This is a genomic window from Actinomadura gamaensis, from assembly GCF_042652125.1.
GTDB classification, from domain to species: Bacteria; Actinomycetota; Actinomycetes; order Streptosporangiales; family Streptosporangiaceae; genus Spirillospora; species Spirillospora gamaensis.
This window is the reverse complement of record NZ_JBHSIT010000004.1, coordinates 1-20,493: the sequence shown is the minus strand read 5'-3', so window position 1 is coordinate 20,493 and position 20,493 is coordinate 1. Positions and strand designations below refer to the sequence as shown.

The window sequence follows — 20,493 nt, the reverse complement described above, 5'->3', positions numbered from 1 at the left end:
TGCGGAACGAGGCCGACGCCCGGTCTTCCCCATACCCGCAGGAGGGACCAACCGGGCGGTCCACAGCGTGTGGCTGCTCGCGCTTCGCCCAACCCATTTCCACACCATCGCCCCGTCCCGCCCAAAGGACTCCTGATGCCCGAAAAGCCAGGCTTGGACGACTTCCTCAACCCCTATACGTTCGTCCCCGCTTACCCGCGCGAGAACCTGCCGGACGAGTTGGCCGACCGTGCACCGGTCGGGCACGACCGCCTCCACCGGGACGAAGAGCGCTGGTCCGGAACGATCGACGTGACGCTCACCGTCCAGACCCCGCTGCTGCTCCTCGACACCGCCCGCGCGGAGACGACCGGCGACGACCACCTCCTCTACCCCGTCCTCACCCGCGATGGAAGACCGCACCTGCCCTCGACGTCCGTCAAGGGCATGCTGCGCTCGGCGTACGAGGCCGTCACCAACTCCCGGTTCGGCGTCTTCGACGTCCGGCAGGGGCCGAACACCCGCGCCCTCGGCTGGCGCCGCGCAGCCGATGACGCCCGGCAAATGTGTCCGGTCCGGGTCCACGAGGTCGATGCCGAGAACGATGTGGTCACAGTTGACATCTTCCAGCCGGCTCGGCTACCGAGATACGGCGCCCACCCGGTCACCTATCCCGACGGAAGCGAACCGGAGCACGGCCAGGTCGTCCGGGCCCGGATCGGCCGGCAGTTCATTGTGCCCAAGAGGGGCAACAAGTTCCCCGGACCATGGACCGTGAGATCCATGATTCCCATGACGCGGAGCGGTGGGGAACCACCCGCTGCCCGGGGAGCCGACGACGCCGAAACCGACGTCGTGACTGGGATCGTCTGTATCACCGGGCGCAACGCCGTCGGCAAGGAACACGAAAGGCTCTTCTTCAGCACCGGAAAACCCGTCACGAAGGCGTGCAAAGGCGGCGTCAGCCGCTGGAAAGAGCTGATGAACAGCTATCGGGACCCTGCCGTGCACAGCAAGAAGGAGATCGAGGAACGCAAGGAGAACGGCCGCCGGTACGGACCGGGAGAATGGATCTCCGACGAGATCGGAAAGCTCGCCTGGAGCCCGCAGATCTGGGACGGCGAACGCGCCGAACTCAAGCCCGGCTCCCTCTGCTACGCCGAGATCGTGGACGGCGAGGTTCTGGGCCTCTTCCCCGTACTCATCCCGCGTGACACCTCCACGCGCACACCGCGCGACATGCTCCCCGGATCCCTGCATCCCGCGCCTCGCCTGGACGAATCCTCGCCGGCGGACCGGGTCTTCGGATGGGTCGCCCCCAAAGGTTCGGCCACCCGCTCCTCTTCCTACAAGGGCCGGTTGCGCATCGGACCGGTCACCTGCGCCCGCTCCGAAGCCGACGCGGTCACGCGCTTCGGCGACGAGGGACTGCCGTTGGCCGTCCTGGGACAGCCGAAGCCGAGCCAAGGACGCTTCTACCTGGCGGACAGCCCGGACAGCCCGCACGAACCGATTCCCGACGGCGTGCCGAAGGAGGACATCTTCAAGGGGCCCGAGCGCGGCCTGCGCGGACGCAAGGTCTACTGGCACCACGCGGAAGTCGCCAACAGCAAGAACTACTGGAAGGAAACGGCGGGAGGGCAGGACCCGTCCCAGCAGCCCATCGGCGGTCCTCGCCACTTCCGTGAGTACCGCCGCCCCCGAAAAGCCGAGAACGAGAAGAACCCCCGCATGGTCAACGGTGGACGGGCCTTCTTCACCCGAGGCGAGCAGCGTGACAACCAGAACCGATCCATCGGCGGCTGGGTGAACAAGGGGGAGAAGTTCTCCTTCACCATCCACATCAAGGACCTGAATGAAACGGAACTGGGTGCACTTCTGTGGTTGCTGACCCTTCCTCCGGGGCACTTCCACCGCCTCGGCCTCGGCAAGCCCCTCGGATTCGGCAGCGTCCGCCTGGATATCGGCGAGGACGGCACGGATCTGCACAACAGCGAGAGATGGGCGGACTACTACCGCAGCCTTTCCGCGCAACTGCCCTCCGACAGCGCAGAGCAACACCAGCTCCAGGACCGCTGCCGAAATGCGTTCGACAGGCTTCTTGAGCACGACGACCTGCGGCACGTCAGGGATGCGTTCCTCGCGGCGGCCGCCGGAGTGCCCGGCCTGCCCGTCCACTATCCCCGGGCCCGTTACAAGGGCCTCAAAGGGGGCGCACCGATGCCGCCGGACCCGCGCGGCCGCTCCTACTCCTGGTTCGTCGCCAACGAGAAGACCAACAGGGGTACCCCCGTCAGAGGCCGTGGCCGGTCCCTTCCCTCAGCCGAGAGCCGTGCGCCGCTCCCGACTTACGACGAGGAGAAATGACCGCCCGCAGCCCTCTGGCGCCCCGGGAAACGTATGCGGCGGCCGCCGCCAAGCCCATTCCCGCCCGATTGTAGGTTGGCGCACACCCTTCAAACACGCTCTGAATTGCGGTGACGTCGCCGCAAAGATCGACTTGACGACCTCGCCGGGGGGCTCGGCAAGAGGTTGGCGCATGATCTTGCAAACCCGCAGATCAGACACCCATAGTCTAAGGTACTGTCGCAGAACTCAACAAAACCGCATCGGGTTGAAACTCCATGTGATTGACGATCATGGGGATCCGCTGTCGCAGCATTCAACAAAACCGCATCGAGATTGGGTTTGAAGGCTGTCGGCTTGCTCTCGCGTTTGTCGTGCCGGACCGCAAAAAGGGGCGTAGATGGGTGATGTTGGGTTTTGCCCACTCGGAGGCGATGATCTCGGGTCTGCGTCGCGCAGCCGGGTTGCCGGGCCGGCGGATCTCGAAGCCCGGCCGGCTGGGAGCGTCGTCCGCTGCGGCGGGTGTTCGGGGGACTCGTGGCGGCCGGTATCGGCGTGGGCGGGGTGGTCCTGCGAGCCGTCCCGGAGCCGACGATCTCACGCTCTTCACCCGGCACGAAGGCATCCGCGCCGTTCTCGACCGGGCGGCGGATCTCCCTTGACCGGCCAGTGCGGGCTTGCGGATACTGGTCGTCGTTCGACGGCTTCGGGCCGAAGAGCATTCTGAGGTTTCCACGCCTCCTGAGGAGGCCGCTGCCACCAGGTGCAGACCTGGCGGGGCGGCCCGGTTTTCCGCTGCCTCAGGAGGTTCCGTGCGGCCCCTCTCCCACGTGGCCGACCGCGATGACGCGATCGCGTTCGCCGCCTTCCATGCTCTCGTGGCCCCGGCGCTGCGCGCCGCCGCCCGACGGCCGCTGTGCCGCGCCCGTCACGCCGGTGTCGCCTGCCGCGCCCCGGCGGGGCCAGGTGGCTGCGCCGACTGCGAGGCGACCATCGACGACCTGCTGCTCGACGGATTCGCCCGGCTCCGGTCGGCGGTGGCCGGGCCGATCCCGGCGACGCGCTCGGGTGAGCCGGTCAGGGAGATGGCTCTACTGTGCGGGCATCTGACGTCCCCGCAGGCACGGGATGAGGACGCCGCCGCGTTCGGCAGGCGGCTCGCGCGCGCAGGGGGCGACGACGAACCGGCGTGGCTGCGCGCGGCCCGGGCGCAGCTCGTCCACTACCCGCTGCGTCACCTGGAGGAGCGGGTGCGGCGCGCGGACGCGGTCCGGCGGGGTGCGTCCGCACGGCCCGACCGGGACCTGCGGCAGGCGGCGTGGGCCGCCCCGCTCCGCGCGGACTCCGCCGTGCTGGACATGCTCGTGCTCGCGGTGTTCCGCGTCCGGCGCGGCGTCACCGAACCGTTCGAGGTACCGGACGACCTGCGGGACCGGCACGGTCTGACGCGCCCGGACGCGGCCCGCCGGATGGGGGAGGCATTGAGGGCGCTGCGCGGGACCAATCCCGCGTTCTTCGCCGCCAACATCGGCGGGCCCCCGTTCGAGGTCCCCGCTGCGCCCGTGGCCGACCCGCAGGAGCGGCTCGACACAGCCGTGGACCGGGAGATCGCGCGGGCATCGATGTGCCGTCTGGTGTCGGCCAGACTCGGTGATCAGCGGCGGCGAGCGGACCGCCGGACCGGATACCGCGCCGTCATCGCGGCGGTGTGCGCGGTCGGCGCGGGCCGTAGCGGCGACCCGGTCGCGGTGGCGACGAGGAACCTGGGGCTCGCTCCCAGGTCGGCGAGGCATCTGGTGCGGCGGCTGGCGATCCTGGTGGCTGCCGCCGGAGTGGACTGGTCCGAGCAGCTCATCCGCGATGCGACCACCGGTAGATCTCCCATCTGATGCGCGCGGCGTCGGACGTGCTGAGCGGTACTTCGATCCTCCTGCCGCCGGTGTCCACGGTGAGCCGCGCCCCCTCCGGGCCGGGCCGCACGGCGACGCTCCGCACCACGGTCGGACTGCGGTCGGCGAGCGCCTGTTCACCGGCGAGCGCCTGTTCACCCGCGAGCAGCTCGGGGCGCGGCAGGCACGCCCCGCGCTCGGCCTCGGCCGCGGCGAACAACTCGATGAGATCGGCGCCGATCCCGTCGTCGAGGTCGGCCCGAACGGTCAGGGCCGACTCCCCGGTGAAGGTCAGCACGGCGAAAGGGCCGTGGAACCAGGCGGTGACGCCGCCGGCCAGGACCTCCCGCGGCCCGTACGGGCGGGCGCGGACCCGCCGCAGATAGCCGTCGGGTGTCGTCATCGGGCTTGCGGCAGGACGTGGCCCATGCCGATGGTGGTGCGGTCGCCGATGCCGGAGTAGGCGCTGAAGCGGACGAGGGCGTCCAACCCGGCCCGGGCTTCGGGCGTCGACCTGCGGGTGTCGGCGACACGGTAGGTGATGGTGCCGATGCTGCCGCGCGCCGGTGGGACGCCGGCTTTGAGCAGATGCTCGGCCATCGTCAAACGGTAGTCGGCGACTTCGAGGTTCTGCCTGATCGCCTGGCCGGTCGACTCGTCCAGCGCCGCCTCAGGGGCGAAGGCGTTCCACTTGCGGTAAAGGTCGGCGAAGACCCATTCGGATTCGGGGAAGGGACGGACGCGGCGCACCCCTTCCTCGCGGGCGGTGAAGAACGCGACGGGCGTGGCGATCCGCAGCGTCCACCTCTCGACGGGACGGGCAGCCGCAGCCAGGTCCGAAAACGGCTCGGCCCTTCCCACCCCGACGGCCGCCACCCGATACACGCACCGTGCCACCCGCACATTCCCGGTGGCCGCCAGCGCCTGCAGGATGGGCGCGGTCAGCGAGTCGACGAGCACCCCCACTTCGAACCGCACGCCGCCGGACGCGCCGGCCGGCCGGTCCCGCTCGTCCAGCAGCGGAGTGAGAGAGAACGGTTTCGGCGGCCGCGTCTCGTGGAGCGCGGACGACAGGTCGTCCTCGCCGAAGTCGCGAAGCGCGGCGAGGAAGGCCGCGTTGACCGCCGGGCCGGTGTGCGGCGGCGGGACGGGCGGGCGCGCACCGGTCGGCTCCAGGTGGACGATGATGCGAGCGGGCATGCGTGCCTCGGCCTTCGTCTCGTCGGTGAGTCTGACGGAACCCTATTGAGGACGGCCTCGAAGGTCAGTCCGCGACCCAGACCGGTCGGACGAGCGGCGGCCCGTCCGGGATCGTCCATTCGCTCTGCTGGAACCGGTCGGCGACCTCGTCCAGCGCGGCCCGCAGCCGGTCCCGGCGGCCGTCATTGAACACGTCGTAGCAGATCAGCACCGACCCGTTCACGGCACGACCCAGCCCAGCGGCGCGGGCGTCTCGGCCGTTGTCCCGCGGTGCGTGGTCCGGCACCGCGGGCAGGTCGGCAGCGCCAGCAGGTGGTCGCCCGGCTCGAGGTGCTCGCCCGCCCGGCGCACGATGTCGTCCAGCTCGGCCGGATCGGCGCCGATCTCGTAGACGGTATAGAGGACGCGGGGTCCGTACCCGGCCAGCAGCCGGTTCACCGCCCGTCGTCCGCGGTCCGATGCGACGTCGAACGTCACCGCCCCGGCAATGCGGTCTGCCATCGGGTCACCTCCAGGCGAACGGCTCGTAGGCGTTGGACTCGCCGAGAATCCAGGCGCGCAGCGCGATGCACTGGGCCCGGATCTGGTCGGCGCAGGTGCGGCGCGCGGGCGGCGCCGGCCAGCCGCGCGCCGGAGCGGACAGGCGGGCGTGGAACCGGGTGACGGCCTGGCCGCGGGCGCCCGGCGACAGCCACGGCCCGTCCGGGCCGTCGTCCAGGTCGTCGACGGTGACCGCGCGCAGGCCCGTCAGCGCCAGGACCGTGGAATCCAGCAGTACCGGCCGCCATTCCTCCATGAGGTCGAACACCAGCGTGGGACGTCCGCGAGCGGGTGTGTGCAGGAAGGACACGTACCGGGTCCACCCCCGCGCCCAGGAGCCCCGACAGGACGGTTTCGCGGAGCAGAGCCGAGCAGTAGTTGGTGAGCGCGTTCACCACGTCGCCGCTGCGCCGGTCGCGTCCGGTGAACCCCAGAGCGGAGTCGAGCACGGAGGAGAACGCCCGGTAGTAGACGCCGGAAGCGCCACCCTCCACGCCCATGAGCCTCCATCCGGCCCAGCGGACGCCCCGCCGCCGACAGCAGCACCAGCGGAATATCGCGGGACAGCAGCGCATGCATGGCCTGCGTGGAGATCCTGACCTGTCCAGACAGCACGACCTCGGAGATCCGCGTCAGCGTCGCCGACGCGCGCAGCTCCCCGTCCCTGAGCGCGACGAGCCGTCCGCCCTGGCGCCGGACGATGCAACCGGTGCCCACGACATGGAACGGGCGGCCGTGGATTAACGCCATCTCAGCGGCCTCCCTGCACGTCGCCCACCGGCTGCGCGCTGTTCCCGGTGAACCGCCAGCCCAGCAGGGTGAAACCGAACTCGAAATCGGCGATGTAGGTCTTGTCCGGGTTGATGCGAAGACCGCGCGAGGTCAGGGCCCTGTCCACGTCCCGCAGAGCGGCCATCGCCTCGTCCGGGCCCCTGCACAGGACGGTCAGATCGTCGGCGTAACGGACCAGCCGCCCCGACCGCCCGTCGATCTCGCGGGCGAAGTCGGCGAGAAAGAACTCCGCGAGCGCCGGACTGATCGGCGCACCCTCGGGCAGCCCTCGTCTCCGCTCCAGGACCCCTTCGGGCATCAGCCACGGCGCGCACGCCCAGTCCCGGACGAGTTCGGCGGCGTCCGGATCATTGATGCGCGCAGCGAGCCTTTCGAGCGGTTGTCCGTGGTCGATGTCGGCGAAGAAGTCGGCGATGTCGGTGCGCAGGACCCATCGGAGCCCTTCATCGCGGTGCCGCTGTACCTGTTCTAGGGCGTTCAGCCATGACCGTCCGGGCCGGTATGAGGAGCTGACCGGGCTGGTCGGGTTCAATCGCGTTCCGTAGGTGCTGAGGAAGGCGCGCTGCACGATGCGGTCGCAGACGGTGGGCAGGCCCCGTGTTCTCGGCTTGCCACCGCGCACCATGCGGACGGGCCGCAGCGGTTGCGCCCGGTACCGCCCCTGCCTCAACAAGGTCGCCAGGGCCGTCAGCCTGGGGCCGACCTCGCGCCCGAACACCGACGCGGTGACGCCGTCGGCTCCGGCCATGCCGCTGCCGGCCGCCACTCGCGCCCACGCGGCCCACAGCACCCGGTCACTGGCCATCTGCTCGACCAGCCGCGAAGCGCGCCCGGCCGCATCGTGTGTTCTCATGCCCCCAACCGATGGACGAACAGCCGCGCGACCATTCCAAGAATTGCAGGGAGGCTGGCGCACACCCCCAAAACGGCCCCTGACCTGGGTGAACGCTGCATCGGAGATCGTCTTCGCGGTGCTCGCCGAGATCGCTACGAGGAGGTTGGCGCATGATCTTGCGAACCTGCAAGTCAGGACCTCATAATCTGAGGTACTGTCGCAGCGCTCAACAAAACCGCATCGGATTGAAACTGTGGAGTATCGGCGGCCAGGATCGCCAGGTCTGTAGTCGCAGCGTTCAACAAAACCGCATCGGATTGAAACGCGGCAAAGTGAACGGTGGTTCATCTCATGAGGGTCGCAGCGTTCAACAAAACCGCATCGGATTTAAACTTCGTGTTAGCGGAGACCTGTGTTTTTGGTAGACGGAGTGGCTCTACTCGGCGGAAACTGTGTCGGTTTGATGAAAAGGCAAAGCGCGCGCCCCTCGGGGGCGCGCGCTTTGCCGGTGCTGAGGGTCAGATGTGCGGCGGTGGCGGGGCGGGGATGGTGAGGTGGGGTGGGGGTGCGGCGTCGCCTTCGGCTCGGGCGGAGTCGGGGCCGCAGGCGGGGCAGTCGGGTTGGCGTTCGGCGTCGATGGGGGTGAGGGCGGGACGGCTCAGGTCGATGAGGGTGTAAGGGCGCGGCTGGTGCCAGCCGGTGAGGAGGTTGAGGGCTTCGCCGAGAGCGACACCGGCGATGGCCTGGTTGAGGAAGATGACGCTGGGAGTTGGTTCGCCGGGGTCGTCGCGGAGGTAGCCGGCGTTGCGCTTGGCGGTGGTGAGGGCCGGGTCGAGCTCCGTGGACGCGGCGGAGGGGTCATAGCCTGACAGGCAGAGCAGGCACGGGCCGCCCGGTGTCACAGTGGTGACGTGGCCGGAGACGTCGAGGGGACCGGCGGCATCGCGGGTGATCTCGGCGCCGGTGTCGACGTAGGGGCGGGCGTACTGCACGGCGAGCGTGTTGAGCGCCCAGCGCGGGGCGTGGCCGTCGACCGCGCCGAAGATGAGGTCGGCGCAGCGCAGTGACAGCCAGGCGTCGGTGTCCAGGATGCCCTCCGTCATGGCCTGGACTGGGATGCGCGGGTCGATGCGCCGGACGGTGCGGGCGGCCGCCTCGGCCTTGGGCGTGCCGTCCCTGGCGTCGTCGGGGGTGGCGCCGGCGAGGCGGTTGAGGTTGGTCGCCTCGACGACGTCCGGGTCCACGACGATCAGGCGTCCGATGCCCAGATGCGCCAGTCCTTGGGCGATCAGCGAGCCGATCCCTCCGGCGCCGACCACGGCCGCGGTGGTGGCGCGCAGCCGATGCTGCCCGTGGCGGCCGAACGCGCGGATCTGACGGTCGTGCCGGTCGGCGTGCCGGACGAGGCTTACGGCGTGCATAGCGGGACCTCTCTGAGGTGTCGCCGAGCAGGACGCATGCGGTGAGCGGTGCGAGCCGGTCGGGGTGCGGGGACCAGGCGCCGGCGAGCCCGCCGGGTCCCAGGACGAGCGATGCGGCGATCGCGGGCGGGTCCTCGGGCATGGTGGCGGCGAACTCGGCGTGGGTGAGGCGCATGTTGTGCTCGTCGTGGCCGGAGAACCGGACCGGTCCGCCGCCGGCGATATGCGATCTGCCCAGCATGAGGCGCGCGGAAACCATCAGCGAGGCCGGAAGGGGCCTGTTCATCGTGGACCAGTTCTGCCGCTGCGGCGTCCGCCCGCTCGCCGGCAACGTCGGCAAGGTCGTCTTCGCGGTCCTCGACGCGGCATGAAGACCAGCGGAGGGAGGCCCCTCCCGTCCGGCCCTCCGCTCTTGAGAACCCTCGCAGGGGCGATGAGGGCGAGGTCAGCGCCGCACGTCCCGGCGACATCGTGTTCTTGTTGCGAACCCTCGCAGGAGCGATGAGGGCCGTTCCCGAGGACTATCTACCTATCCACGAGTTTATGTTGCGAACCCTCGCAGGGGCGATGACCCAGAGTAAAGCCGCAGGTGAAGCAGGTGTTAACACCGGCGATGTCGGTCGATTTTTCAGCAACCCTCCGGTTGTGCAGTAGACCCCGGGGTCCTGCTGAAAACGGGGCCTGTAAAACGGGTTGTCGCAGCGTTGGCTGAGCCATGCGTAGAGCACTGCGGTGACCCCTCTTAGGGGCGATGAGGGCGAGTCTGCGGACGTATCCAGCAAGAAACTCGATCAGTTGCGACCCCGGCGGATGCTGTCCGGGCGGGACGATCTCCCTAGTCAGCATAGCTGCCCCTGCGCTTAAGGCCACATCCGGACAGGCGATGTCGTGATCAAGTTTATTGGAAGCCCATCTTGTCGATCGGGAGGTCCGTATCGTCCCGAGACGTGAGCGGAGAGTCAAATGGGACTCACGCTTGCAGGCGGGTCTGACAAAGGCCGTCCATCTGTACTCGCTGAAGGTTCATGTCACTGTCCGCTACCGATGGACGAGGAAGGACGGGGTGCGATGCGTTTGCGAGTGACCTTCCATACGGGGGCCCAAGAGCTGCCGTGGGATGACGTGCTGTCTCCTGGCCGGGCGCTGTTGTACGCGCTGCTGGAGCGGGGCGCGCCCGAGTTGGGGAAGGCTCTTCACAAGGACGGTTGGGGGCCGCACGGGCTGGTGCCGTTCGGGTATGGCGCGCCAGTGTTTCCTGCGGCGCGGCGGCGGCGCGGTGTGTACGCCACCGATGGTCCCGGGATCGTGGAGTTCGGGAGTCCGCTGATCGCGGTGGTCGAGGGGTGGGCGAAGGCGCTGGCGTCGATCCCTGTGCTGGCGTGGGGAGCGACCGCGTTCATCGTCGACAAGGTCGAGCCGGTGGAGGCGCCGAAGTTCGAGACCGGGAAGGCGGTCTTCCGCACCGAGACGCCCGTGGTGATGAAGAGCTCGGGGCGTGATGAGTCCGGTGCTCGCGTGCGTCGGCAGGCGTGGTGTCTTCCGGGCGAGCCCGAGTGGGACGTCTACGTGCAGAACAACCTGCGACGCAAGGCGGAGTCCCTGAGTCTGGATCCGGACGTCACCTTGGAGAACATCGGGTGGGTCGGGCCGAAGCGCTCGTTCACGGTGGGGAGCGGCGGGGGCGGGAAGAAGCCGGGTGCCTGCGTCGAGGTCATGGTTTCCGGCGCGCCGGAGACGCTTTCGGCGCTGCACTCCTGGGGGCTGGGGCAGGCCAACAGTACGGGGATGGGCTGGATCGGTGCCTGACACCGCATCGGACGTCTCGGGGACGATTGCGTCCAAGGGCTCGGCCGATTCAGGGGTCCTGGTGTTGACCGCGAGTCCGTTGCAGCGTGTGGGGGCGTTCGCCTTGGCGGCGCTCGCCAAGGCGGACCATCCCCGCAAGGTGACGGGTGAGGTTCTCCTCAAGACGGTCGACCAGATAACGGGCCATCTCGTGGAGACAGTTCGAGCGGCGAAGGCCACCGATGTGGGCGGATTCTGGCTCGGAGCCAGTTACTTGCTGTGGCCGAACTCGAAGCTGAATCCGACCGCGCGTGGCAAGCAGTCTTCCTCGGAGCGAGAGCGGCTGATCCGGGAGTGGCGGGCGTATCCGGATCCGGCGGGCTGGCCGGGGGTGCCGTGTGCGTACTGCGGGCGGCCGGCCTGCGACTGGTACGGGAAGGTCGACATTCCGCTGGGGGCGAGCGTCGCGCACCGCAACACCACTGCGCCCGGCCACGAGGGCACGCCGTTGTGCTACCCGTGTGTCGCCAGCCTGTGGGCCTTTCCGTATGGCGCGTCGCTGTCGGGCGGTCGGGCCGCGCTGATGCATTCCTGGGACGATGCGTTCCTTGCGAGGATGACCGCGACGACGGTTGGCCGGACCTTGCGTCAGGCTTCTGCCGGGCCGTCCAAGAAGCAGAAGCCCGGCCCGTACGCGCGTGAGCTGTGGGTGCTGCAAGCGGTGCGCGCCTACAGCCAGCGGATCACCGCCGGTGTGGAGTTGATCGTGTTGTCCAACTCCAACAAGGAGCAGCTCTACGCGGCTCAGGAGTTGAGTCAGCCGGTCGCCGAATGGCTCCGGTCCACGAACAAGGACTCCAAGCGTCGCGCCGGATATCCGGCGCTGGTCGCGACTCAGGGGACCAAGCAGGTTCCAGGAGAGGCGTTTTTGGCCAAGCGGGCGTTCACTCAGCCGACGCAAGTTCTGGACTTCGCGATCGGTCACGTCCTGAGCCGGATCTCAGCGGCCGTTCTCATTCCCGCCGAGACGACAGTGCTGGCCCCGCTCCTGTGCTCCTACTGCCGTGAGGTGCTGACCATGGACGACAAGGACGTCGAACGGATCAAGGAACTGGCGCGCCGGCTGGCCGCGCTGCTCGGGCAGGACAGCCGTCCGGGCCCGTTCCGCGACTTCATCCGCGCCAACGGCAAGGGCGGGAACCTGTACGGCTGGTTCCGCTCCAAGGGCGTGGACTGGCTGCTGTTCCCGCGGCCCAAGGACACCCCGCCGGTCCTGCTGCCGGTGCAGGAGTACCGGCTGCTGTTCGAGGACGAACGGTCCTGGTCCTGGCGGCGGCTGCTGGTCTTCGCCGTCCTGGAGGCGCTGGCGGAGACGGGTTGGGAGCCGAAGGGCTCGCAGGACGAACTCCAAGAGATCAAGGACCTGGCCGACGCTGCCGGCGGCGACCAGGAGGAAGGGGCGGAACAGTGACGTTCCTGGTGGGACAGCAGATCCTGCAGATCAAAGCCGGGGCGCCAAACAACGGGCGGGGCGAGGACAACCGCGGGATGGTCAAGCAGTTCACGGTCGGCCGGGGGGCCAGGTACCCGTATGTGTCGGCGCAGGCGGGCCGCCGGTGGCTGCGGGAGAGCCTGCCGGCCGGCGAGCCGACCTCGCCGGTGATCCGCAGCGGGGAGGGCAAGAAGCAGCAGGCCTACACCCGCGGCCGTCCTGACCTTTATCTGGACGACGACCTGTTCGGCTACATGATCGCGGTCAAGGCGGACGAGACGGGCGCGAAGAGGGGCGAGTCGAAGACGTTCATGCGCGACACGGTGCTGGCGACCGGCACGTTGGTCTCGGTCGTGCCGAGCAAGCCGGTCATGGACTTCGGCACCATGAGCCGCGACTTCGAGCCCGGAACGCATCCCGTCATCCACGAGCACGAGATGTACACCGCGGACCTGGCCGGTGACCTGCTCCTCGACCTGCCGCGCGTCGGGACGTTCGAGATCGGCGGCAGGACCAGCAAGGCCGCGCTGCCCGGCGGCCTGGCCGATGAGGTGGTCGAGAAGGGCGGCAGCGAGATCGTCCTGCGCGACCTGCAGTGCGTGCGGTTGCCGATCGACGAGCGGCGCCGTCGGGTCGCGGTGCTCCTGCGGACGATGGCCATGGTCAAGGGCGGTGCCAAGCAGTCGGCCCACTACGGTGACCGCACGCCCGGCCTGGTGATCCTCGCGCCGATCAAGGGCGGAACCAACCCGTTCACCAGGGTCGTGCGGGAGCGCGAGAAGGCGACGTACTTCGACGCCGACGTCCTGCGCGAGGAGATCGAGGCGTGGGCCGACGAACTGGATGGCCCCGTCCGCATCGGCTGGGCCCCAGGATTCCTGGGCAGCCAGCGCGACCGTGCCGGCAGCGACCTCGCCGACCTGATCAAGGAGGAGCGGCTCGTCCTCGGCCACCCCCGGACCGTGCTGAACGCTCTGGCCGACGAAATCGAAGCCGGTGTCCACGACTCCTGGTTCGACGACCCGCAGTAGCGCGACCGCGTCGCTCATCGCCCCTTCGAGGGGAGTCTTCGCCATCTGCGCCGCTCGCCTGCAAGGAGCACCACCATGCCCGAGGCCCTGGAAGTGACCGTCACCGCTCCGGTCGTCAGCTTCCGCAACCCGCTCTACGACGGGCTGCAGGTCGGGCTGCCCTGCCCACCACCGTCCACGGTCGGCGGAATGCTCGCCGCCGCCGCCGGAGGATGGGACCGAGTGCCCCTGCACACCCGGTTCGCCATGACGTTCCACGCCGCCGGCTCGGGCCAAGACCTGGAGACCTACCACCCGCTCGGCAGCCCCGGCACCCCGACCAACGTCACCATCAAGGACCGCGACTTCCTGGCCCTCGTCACGCTGACGGTATGGCTCACCGAGGACACCGACCTGTGGGCCCGTGCGATCCGCCGTCCGGTCTGGCCACTTCGACTCGGCCGCAGCCAGGACCTGGTCGCCGCCGCCACTCGCCACATCGAGCTGACCACATCCAGCGGACGCCAGGGCCATTCCCTAGTCCCGTTCGAAGTGCCGAACGCAGCCGGTACTGCGATGCGGCTGACGACTGTCATCTCCGACGACCGCGCCCGCTTCACCTGGGACGACTACCGGTACGCCCCGGCCGGCGCCCACACCGAAATCCACACCGGGCTCGCCACCAGGCACGGCTACGCCGTCGCGATGCTCCCGCCCGTCCATCCGCACCAGTTGGCACCGATCGTCTGAACCCGCGGAGCACCGACGTGAAGGACCTGCGCGCCAAAAGCTCCACCACGCCGGGAGTGCCCGGTGAGCTGCTGATCAGCCACCTGCTCAACACCCTGCAAGCCGTTCAGCAGATCCGCGCCCGGGTCGGTGACATCCCGGGCATGCCGACCGAGTTCTGGACGTGGGCGGCGCTCGCCGCGCTGCTCCACGACACCGGGAAGCTGCCGGACGGCTTCCAGCGCATGATCGGTAACCCTCCCCAACAGAAGCAGGCCGTCTGGGGCGAACGACACGAGGTGCTGTCTCTGGGATTCGTGCACCAGCTCCTCGCGGACCTGCCGGCTGAACACCGTGATTGGGTCGCCGCAGCGGTCGCCGGCCACCATCGCTCGTTCACCTCCGGCCTCGAAGGTTCGTCCAAACTCCCGCTGCTCACCCAGTACGGCGACGACAAGGCCGAAGACTTCGCCGGCAAATTCACCCCCGCCGATTCTGAACAACTCGTCGACCTCATGGCGTGGCTACATGCCACGGGACGGCGGCACGGGCTGCCGTTCCCTGAGACCGCACCGCGAACCGATGTCCGGCAACTGACCGACGCCGCTCACCAACTATTCCAGAACGTCATGAAGCGATGGGAATGGCCACTCCCGCGCGGCGATGCCAGCGGCGTAACGGCCGTCCTGCTGCTGGGCGCCGTCACCATGGCCGACCACCTCTCCTCGGCGCACGCCTCGCTGCACACCCACCACCCTCTGGACAGAAGCTACGCCGCCCACCTGGCAGAACGGCTAGCCACCCAAGGTCACACGCTCCGGCCACAACAACACCAAGCCGCTTGCACCAACGGCGACCTCCTCCTGCGCTCTTGGACCGGGAGCGGCAAAACCGAGGCGGTCCTCCTATGGGCGGCGACCCAAATCGACGACCTGGCGGCCCGCACCAATGGCAATCCCCGCGTCTTCTACCTGTTGCCCTACCTGGCCAGCATCAACGCCATGACCGGCCGTCTCGGCGAAGATCTGAACTCGCCCGATGGAATCGGCGTCGCCCACTCCAGAGCAGCCTCGTACCATCTCGCGCGGTCTCTCGCCGAGGGATGCCCCGACGACGACACCGACCCGGTCGACGCCGCGGGCAAAGCTCATTCCCGCGCTGAAGCCACCAAGAACTTCCGCGAACTCCTGCGCGTCGGCACCCCGTACCAACTGCTTCGAGGCGCGCTCGCGGGACCAGCGCACTCCAGCATCCTGACCGACAGCGCCAACTCGATCTTCATTCTGGACGAGCTGCACGCCTACGACGCCCGCCGCCTCGGCATGATCCTCGCCATCATGAGCTTCTGGCACCGCCTCGGCGGACGCATCGCCGTGCTCTCGGCGACCATGCCCACCGTCCTCGCAGACCTGGTCACGCGTGCCCTCGACGGCCGTACAGCACTGGTCGAACCACCACCAGAGAACCACGCGCCGATTCGCCACCGGCTCCACATCCGCCAAGCTCACCTCACCGACGAACCATCCCTCGACGAGATACGCCAACGGCTCGCCGACGGCCAGTCCGTCCTGGTCGTGGCCAACAACGTCCGCGATGCGATCACGCTCCACCAAACACTTGGGCCCTACTGCGTCGAGCTCCACGGCGATGACTCCGCGCACCTCCTGCACTCGCGGTACCGCCGCATGGACCGGACCGCCATCGAAAGCGCCGTCCAGGAACGCTTCGCGAGCGGAAGACCCCGCCGGCCAGGCCTGCTGATCGGAACACAAGCCCTCGAAGTCTCCCTCGACCTTGATCTCGACGCCTGTCACACCTCGGCCGCCGACCTCGAAGCCCTCGTCCAGCGCTTCGGCAGAACCAACCGGCTCGGCACGCTGGCCCCCGCCCCGGTCGTCGTCCATCAACCCGCCTACTCCACCCGGCGCGGCGGCGGAGACGACCTATGGGCCGACGGCGTCTACGAAGCCGAGCCCACCCTGCACGGCTGGGACATCCTCACCCGCCACGACGGACGGACCATCAACGAACAAGTCATCACCGGGTGGCTCGACGAGATCTACAGCAGTCCCTGGGGCCGAGAATGGGCCGAGAAAGTGAACCACCACCGGCACTGGTTCGAACAAGCCTTCTTGGAATTTTTGCACCCCTTCGACGACCGCTCCGACCTCGCAAAAACGTTCGACGAGCAGTTCGACGGAACCGAAGCAATCCTCTCGGCGGACCGCGACCAGTACAAGGCCTCCCTGGATCAGGGAGCCGACAAGACTACGGGCCGCCTGTATGCCGACCAGTACCTCATTCCTCTCCCGGGATGGTGCATGGGCCTCGGAGCCTACGACAAGAATCTCAAAGTCCGCATCATCGACGCCGAGTACGATCCGCGTCTCGGCCTGCAAACCGTACATCGCGATGTACGGCACTCTTATGAACCGGGGGAAATCCTTTGATCGATGCGGACGATGTCGGCGGCGTACACATCAAGTACCTCTACCACTGCCGCCGCCAGCTCTGGCTCTACCTGCGCGGAATCCGCCCCGAACACCTGAGCGGCACCGTTAAACTCGGCGAAGCCGTCCACGAGACCTCCTATACCCGCAGCAGCCCCATCGACCTCGGCGCCGCCAAACTCGACTTCATCGACGGCCAGCATTGGGTCCACGAAGTCAAGTCATCCACACGGCCGACACCAGCCGACCAAGCACAAGGACGGCACTACTGCTACCGCCTCGAACAGATCGGCATCATCGCCCGAGGCGCTATCCTGCACTACCCCAAAACCCGCCGCACCCATCGCCACCCCTACACAGCCGAAGCCGCCCGACAAGCGCAGAACGACATCGCCGAAATTCTCAGCGTCGCTGCGGCCCTCACCTCGCCGCCCCGCCTGGCCCGCTCCGCCTGCCGCGGATGCAGCTTCACCGACTACTGCTGGACGGAGTGACATGCCTGCCGCCGCACGCACCTACTGGCTCACCAGCCCCTGCCGGATCCGTCGCAAAGACGAATCACTAGTCATCGAACGCGAATCCGCCGGCAAAGTCCACATCCCTATCACCGACGTCCGCGACATCGTCGCCTGCGCCGAAACCGACATCAACACCTCCGTCGTCGCGCTTCTCAACCGCCACCGCATCAACGTCCACCTTCTCAGCTACTACGGCGACTATGCGGGGTCACTTCTCACCTCCGAAACCAGCACGTCCGGCGAAACCGCCCTCGCCCAAGCCCGACTCGCCGAAAACCCCGAAGCCGCACTCCAGATCGCCCGCAGCATCGTCGGCTCCACCGCTTTCAACGCCCGCCGCATCATCGACCGAAAACTCCTCGCCCGCCCATACGACGTTCTGCAGAAGAGCCTCGAATCAGCCGAGAACTCCGCCCATCTCATGGGCATCGAGGGTACGTTCCGCCGTTCCGCATGGGAGGTCCTCGACACCAAACTCCCCGACTGGCTCCAACTCGGAGGTCGCAGCCGCCGCCCACCCAAGAACGCCGGCAACGCGTTCATCAGTTACGTGAACGGAATCATCTACGCCCGAACCCTCACGGCACTGCGGCTGACGCCTCTGCACACCGGCATCGCCTTCTTGCACAGCAGCATGGAACGCCAGCGCCACTCCCTGGTCCTCGACATCTCCGAGATGTTCAAACCGCTGTTCGCCGAGCGGCTAATCCTTCGGATGGCCGCACGAAACCAACTCAAGGAGCACCACTTCGACAGTGAGACCAACCAGGCCATGCTCAGCGAAAGCGGCCGCAAACTCACCGTCCAGGCCGTCCGCGATGAACTCGCCGTCACCGTCGCTCACCGCACCCTTGGCCGCGCCGTCGCCTACGACGAACTCCTCTACCTCGACGCACTCGCGCTGACCCGACGATGCCTCGAAGGCACTCCCTACAAACCCTTCCGGATCTGGTGGTGAAGTCACGCCGTGCACGTCATCGTCGTCTACGACACCGCAGCCGAACGCAACCCCCGCATCCTGCGGACCTGCCGCAAATACCTGCACCACGTCCAGCGGAGCGTTTTCGAAGGCCAGGTCAGCCCAGCTCAACTACGCCGCTTCCAATCAGAGGTCGAAACCCTCCTGGACCTCAGCTACGACAACGTCATCGTCTACACCTTTCCACCAGGAACAACACCGATCCGCCACGCCTGGGGCGCCGCTGAACCTGCCCCCACCGATATCCTGTAAGTCCCACCAGCTACCGGTCGCCGGAACAAAGTTGATCAAGCATTTTTCAGCGACACGCCGGGCTCGATGGCACAACCGGCGGATCGCTGCAAAAGTCGCCACCCAACCTCCGCCCACACCGGCCGCCACCTGCGGCTTTACTGTGGGGTACTCATCGCCCCTGCGAGGGTTCGCAACACGCGGACGGCGGCCAGGAACTGCCGGGCGTCCAGTACTCATCGCCCCTGCGAGGGTTCGCAACAGCCGGTCTAGGTCGGCCTGCCGCTGTTCAGGTGGTACTCATCGCCCCTGCGAGGGTTCGCAACGCCATGAGCAGCTCGGCCTGCGCGATGACGTCGACCGGTACTCATCGCCCCTGCGAGGGTTCGCAACGTGATGCGCTGGCGGGCGCCGGGGATGGCGCGGGTACTCATCGCCCCTGCGAGGGTTCGCAACCCGACGACATGGCCCCAGCAGCGCTCCAGCGCATCCGTGCTCATCGCCCCTGCGAGGGTTCACAACACGTACATCTGCCAGAGCCGGTCGGCGGGCATCGAGTGTGCTCATCGCCCCTGCGAGGGTTCGCAACCCGATCGGCTCCCCCGGATCCGGGGATCCGCCGACCAGCTCTCTGTGACCGGTACTACGTCATGATTTGCGGTCCCCCAAATTCCCGTTTCCCCAGCTCAACAGTCCACTAGGTATACCGCTGTCGGCCATCTCCATTGACAGTCCGTGCCCACGATGTGCCCACCAGAGGGCAGAAGTCGCCACGCAACGATGACCGCAAGTCAGTTACTTAACGTAACCGGAGCGCTCAGGCTGATTGGCGATGGTTGTTCTCGAAGGACAAACGTGGGCGTTATCCGTCCACCCGAGAGGTCGCGCGTATAGAGAGGCCAGCAAGACGGGCCCGTGGTCGATCCGGCCAACGCGCCCATCCAAGGCCGATCTCGGTGTGCAGGTCGGCCAAGCGGCCGCGCGACGAGTCGGTCGGCTCCTTCTGAACTACCGCACGCGCGGGGACGACCCCTGCGCGGTGTAGTGGGTCGTCAGCGTCCTCGGATTACCCCCGCGTGCGCGGGGCCGACCGGGTGCGGTGCCCCTCCAGCGCCACCCAGCGCGGACCATCCCCGCGTGCGCGGGGCCGACTCCCACATGGACGGATCAAAGCGTGCGAGGGGACTGTACGGATTTCGGCTCTGTCGTTCTTTCGGTGGTAACGGACGGTGGTGTCCTGTCACGCTGGGGCATGCTTGAGGTCGGTCAGCTTGTCGATGTGGTGTTTTCGGTCCTGTCTGGCCTGGTCATCGATGATGTGATCGACGAGGGTGAGCTGATTCGGGTGCGGGCCCGTAGCCGGGAGGTTCCAGTGCCGTGCCCGCGATGCGCTGTTCAGACTGCGCATGTCCACGCGTGGTGCGAGCGGACCGTGACCGATGTCCCGATCGACGGGCGGCCGGTGGTGGTGAATGTGCGGGTGCGGCGGCTGGCCTGCCGGGACTGGCGGTGTCCTCAGCGGACGTTCCGTGAACAGGTGACCGGTGTGCTGGAACGTCACCAAAGACGAACCACCCGCCTGACCTGCCAGCTCAGCGCGGTGGTCCGGGAGTTAGCGAGCCGGGCCAGTGCCCGTGTGTTACCCGCACTGGGAGTGCGGATCTCCCGCCACACCGCGCTGCGGGCCCTCCTGGGGATTCGGCTGCCGGCAGTGGAGACGCCGCGAGTGCTGGGCGTGGACGATTTCTCGCTGCGGCGAGGCCGGACCTACGCCACCGTCTTGATCGACGCCGAGACCCGCCGACGGGTCGATGTCCTGCCCGACCGCAGATCCAACACCTCGCGGTGTGGCTAGGTGAACACCCGGGCGTCGAGATCGTCTGCCGTGACGGAGCCGCCGGCTATGCCGACGCCGTCCACCAGGCCTTGCCCGATGCCCTGCAGGTCGGTGACCGGTGGCACATCTGGCACAACCTCGCCCAGGCCGTCGGGAAGGAAGTGGCCGTTCACAGCGGCTGCTGGGCTACCGCCTCCCGGGTGCGCAAACTCGACGGCGGAACGACCACCGCCCTGCAGCGATGGCAGCAGGTCCATGACCTGCTCGAGGCGGGAGTCGGCCTGCTGGAATGCGCCCGTCGGCTGAGCCTCGCCCTGAACACTGTCAAACGCTATGCCCGGATCGACAAGCCCGAACGGATGCGGCGAGCACCGCAGTACCGGCCCACGCTCGTCGATCCCCACCGCGAGTACCTGCGTCAACGCCGGGCCGAGGACCCCGCGGTCCCGGTTCTCCAGCT

The 20,493-nt window shown here is 68.1% G+C and carries 20 protein-coding genes, 2 pseudogenes and 1 CRISPR repeat array; of the genes and pseudogenes, 13 read left to right on the top strand and 9 right to left on the bottom strand.

Annotation, left to right across the window (positions count from 1 at the left end; all coding sequences use genetic code 11):
- Nucleotides 1–135 precede the first annotated feature (135 nt).
- Together ACFPCY_RS14270 and ACFPCY_RS14265 are read left to right on the top strand one after the other, a co-directional pair.
- Nucleotides 136–2,346 (top strand): TIGR03986 family type III CRISPR-associated RAMP protein, encoded by a 2,211-nt coding sequence (locus ACFPCY_RS14270; RefSeq protein WP_378255210.1) that lies wholly within the window; start codon nucleotides 136–138, stop codon nucleotides 2,344–2,346.
- Nucleotides 2,347–3,137: 791 nt separating this feature from the next.
- Nucleotides 3,138–4,214: a hypothetical protein gene (locus tag ACFPCY_RS14265; protein ID WP_378255208.1), complete on the top strand. Its 1,077-nt coding sequence runs from the start codon at nucleotides 3,138–3,140 to the stop codon at nucleotides 4,212–4,214.
- Here the strand turns inward: ACFPCY_RS14265 and ACFPCY_RS14260 are convergent.
- The 9 genes and pseudogenes from ACFPCY_RS14260 to ACFPCY_RS14220 form a co-directional block, all read right to left on the bottom strand.
- On the bottom strand, nucleotides 4,177–4,617 hold the full coding sequence (locus ACFPCY_RS14260; protein ID WP_378255206.1) for a hypothetical protein: 441 nt from the start codon (nucleotides 4,615–4,617) through the stop codon (nucleotides 4,177–4,179). The two genes, ACFPCY_RS14265 and ACFPCY_RS14260, sit on opposite strands and share 38 nt — an antisense overlap.
- Nucleotides 4,614–5,414 carry a CRISPR-associated endoribonuclease Cas6 gene (cas6, locus tag ACFPCY_RS14255; RefSeq protein WP_378255204.1) on the bottom strand — a complete coding sequence of 267 codons (801 nt, stop codon included), beginning with the start codon at nucleotides 5,412–5,414 and terminating at the stop codon, nucleotides 4,614–4,616. The genes ACFPCY_RS14260 and cas6 overlap by 4 nt, the downstream gene beginning before the upstream one ends.
- A gap of 64 nt (nucleotides 5,415–5,478) precedes the next feature.
- On the bottom strand, nucleotides 5,479–5,637 hold the full coding sequence (locus tag ACFPCY_RS14250) for a hypothetical protein (protein WP_378255203.1): 159 nt from the start codon (nucleotides 5,635–5,637) through the stop codon (nucleotides 5,479–5,481).
- Nucleotides 5,634–5,915, bottom strand: a complete 282-nt coding sequence (locus tag ACFPCY_RS14245) for a CRISPR-associated endonuclease Cas2 (RefSeq protein WP_378255202.1) — start codon at nucleotides 5,913–5,915, stop codon at nucleotides 5,634–5,636. Before ACFPCY_RS14245 ends, ACFPCY_RS14250 begins: the two co-directional genes overlap by 4 nt.
- A gap of 4 nt (nucleotides 5,916–5,919) precedes the next feature.
- Nucleotides 5,920–6,264, bottom strand: a complete 345-nt coding sequence (locus ACFPCY_RS14240) for a CRISPR-associated endonuclease Cas1 (RefSeq protein ID WP_378255201.1) — start codon at nucleotides 6,262–6,264, stop codon at nucleotides 5,920–5,922.
- A gap of 16 nt (nucleotides 6,265–6,280) precedes the next feature.
- Nucleotides 6,281–6,454: pseudogene (locus ACFPCY_RS14235) on the bottom strand (CRISPR-associated endonuclease Cas1); the annotation flags it as partial.
- Nucleotides 6,455–6,472: 18 nt separating this feature from the next.
- A pseudogene (locus ACFPCY_RS14230) lies at nucleotides 6,473–6,704 on the bottom strand (CRISPR-associated endonuclease Cas1); the annotation flags it as partial.
- Between the two features lies 1 nt (nucleotide 6,705).
- A complete protein-coding gene (locus ACFPCY_RS14225) occupies nucleotides 6,706–7,599 on the bottom strand; it encodes a reverse transcriptase domain-containing protein (RefSeq protein ID WP_378255200.1) in 894 nt (297 codons plus the stop codon).
- 500 nt (nucleotides 7,600–8,099) lie between these two features.
- Complete coding sequence (locus ACFPCY_RS14220) at nucleotides 8,100–9,002, bottom strand: HesA/MoeB/ThiF family protein (RefSeq protein WP_378255198.1); 903 nt, start codon at nucleotides 9,000–9,002, stop codon at nucleotides 8,100–8,102.
- Between the two features lie 239 nt (nucleotides 9,003–9,241).
- On the opposite strand from ACFPCY_RS14220, the gene ACFPCY_RS14215 reads away from it, so the two are divergent.
- The 11 genes from ACFPCY_RS14215 to ACFPCY_RS14165 form a co-directional block, all read left to right on the top strand.
- On the top strand, nucleotides 9,242–9,373 hold the full coding sequence (locus tag ACFPCY_RS14215) for a hypothetical protein (protein ID WP_378255196.1): 132 nt from the start codon (nucleotides 9,242–9,244) through the stop codon (nucleotides 9,371–9,373).
- Between the two features lie 673 nt (nucleotides 9,374–10,046).
- Entirely contained in the window at nucleotides 10,047–10,808 is a 762-nt protein-coding gene (locus ACFPCY_RS14210; RefSeq protein ID WP_378255195.1) for a CRISPR-associated endoribonuclease Cas6, read from the top strand.
- Nucleotides 10,801–12,258: a hypothetical protein gene (locus ACFPCY_RS14205; protein WP_378255193.1), complete on the top strand. Its 1,458-nt coding sequence runs from the start codon at nucleotides 10,801–10,803 to the stop codon at nucleotides 12,256–12,258. Before ACFPCY_RS14210 ends, ACFPCY_RS14205 begins: the two co-directional genes overlap by 8 nt.
- On the top strand, nucleotides 12,255–13,310 hold the full coding sequence (gene cas7i / locus ACFPCY_RS14200; RefSeq protein ID WP_378255191.1) for a type I-B CRISPR-associated protein Cas7/Cst2/DevR: 1,056 nt from the start codon (nucleotides 12,255–12,257) through the stop codon (nucleotides 13,308–13,310). The genes ACFPCY_RS14205 and cas7i overlap by 4 nt, the downstream gene beginning before the upstream one ends.
- Nucleotides 13,311–13,385: 75 nt before the next feature.
- Nucleotides 13,386–14,039 carry a CRISPR-associated protein Cas5 gene (gene cas5 / locus ACFPCY_RS14195; protein WP_378255189.1) on the top strand — a complete coding sequence of 218 codons (654 nt, stop codon included), beginning with the start codon at nucleotides 13,386–13,388 and terminating at the stop codon, nucleotides 14,037–14,039.
- A gap of 17 nt (nucleotides 14,040–14,056) precedes the next feature.
- Entirely contained in the window at nucleotides 14,057–16,468 is a 2,412-nt protein-coding gene (gene cas3 / locus ACFPCY_RS14190) for a CRISPR-associated helicase Cas3' (protein WP_378255188.1), read from the top strand.
- Nucleotides 16,465–16,962, top strand: a complete 498-nt coding sequence (locus tag ACFPCY_RS14185; RefSeq protein ID WP_378255186.1) for a CRISPR-associated protein Cas4 — start codon at nucleotides 16,465–16,467, stop codon at nucleotides 16,960–16,962. Before cas3 ends, ACFPCY_RS14185 begins: the two co-directional genes overlap by 4 nt.
- A 1-nt stretch (nucleotide 16,963) precedes the next feature.
- Nucleotides 16,964–17,944 (top strand): CRISPR-associated endonuclease Cas1, encoded by a 981-nt coding sequence (gene cas1 / locus ACFPCY_RS14180; RefSeq protein WP_378255184.1) that lies wholly within the window; start codon nucleotides 16,964–16,966, stop codon nucleotides 17,942–17,944.
- Between the two features lie 9 nt (nucleotides 17,945–17,953).
- Nucleotides 17,954–18,217, top strand: a complete 264-nt coding sequence (gene cas2, locus ACFPCY_RS14175; RefSeq protein WP_253876619.1) for a CRISPR-associated endonuclease Cas2 — start codon at nucleotides 17,954–17,956, stop codon at nucleotides 18,215–18,217.
- 147 nt (nucleotides 18,218–18,364) lie between these two features.
- Nucleotides 18,365–18,785: direct repeats of the CRISPR family, unit length 30 nt; unit sequence GTACTCATCGCCCCTGCGAGGGTTCGCAAC.
- Nucleotides 18,786–19,448: 663 nt separating this feature from the next.
- The gene (locus ACFPCY_RS14170; protein WP_378255182.1) at nucleotides 19,449–20,051 is read left to right on the top strand and encodes a transposase family protein; all 603 of its coding nucleotides are present in this window, start codon (nucleotides 19,449–19,451) and stop codon (nucleotides 20,049–20,051) included.
- Nucleotides 20,042–20,493: transposase (locus tag ACFPCY_RS14165; RefSeq protein WP_378255180.1), on the top strand; the 452-nt coding region annotated here is incomplete at its 3' end. The genes ACFPCY_RS14170 and ACFPCY_RS14165, both read left to right, overlap by 10 nt.

Excerpts from the sequence above, each read along its gene's own strand:
- ACFPCY_RS14270 (WP_378255210.1), top strand. The coding sequence starts at position 136 with ATGCCCGAAAAGCCAGGCTTGGACGACTTCCTCAACCCCTATACGTTC.
- ACFPCY_RS14260 (WP_378255206.1), bottom strand. The coding sequence starts at position 4,617 with ATGACGACACCCGACGGCTATCTGCGGCGGGTCCGCGCCCGCCCGTAC.
- cas6 (WP_378255204.1), bottom strand. The coding sequence starts at position 5,414 with ATGCCCGCTCGCATCATCGTCCACCTGGAGCCGACCGGTGCGCGCCCG.
- ACFPCY_RS14245 (WP_378255202.1), bottom strand. The coding sequence starts at position 5,915 with ATGGCAGACCGCATTGCCGGGGCGGTGACGTTCGACGTCGCATCGGAC.
- ACFPCY_RS14225 (WP_378255200.1), bottom strand. The coding sequence starts at position 7,599 with ATGAGAACACACGATGCGGCCGGGCGCGCTTCGCGGCTGGTCGAGCAG.
- ACFPCY_RS14220 (WP_378255198.1), bottom strand. The coding sequence starts at position 9,002 with ATGCACGCCGTAAGCCTCGTCCGGCACGCCGACCGGCACGACCGTCAG.
- ACFPCY_RS14215 (WP_378255196.1), top strand. The coding sequence starts at position 9,242 with ATGAGGCGCGCGGAAACCATCAGCGAGGCCGGAAGGGGCCTGTTCATC.
- ACFPCY_RS14210 (WP_378255195.1), top strand. The coding sequence starts at position 10,047 with ATGGACGAGGAAGGACGGGGTGCGATGCGTTTGCGAGTGACCTTCCAT.
- cas5 (WP_378255189.1), top strand. The coding sequence starts at position 13,386 with ATGCCCGAGGCCCTGGAAGTGACCGTCACCGCTCCGGTCGTCAGCTTC.
- cas1 (WP_378255184.1), top strand. The coding sequence starts at position 16,964 with ATGCCTGCCGCCGCACGCACCTACTGGCTCACCAGCCCCTGCCGGATC.
- ACFPCY_RS14170 (WP_378255182.1), top strand. The coding sequence starts at position 19,449 with ATGCTTGAGGTCGGTCAGCTTGTCGATGTGGTGTTTTCGGTCCTGTCT.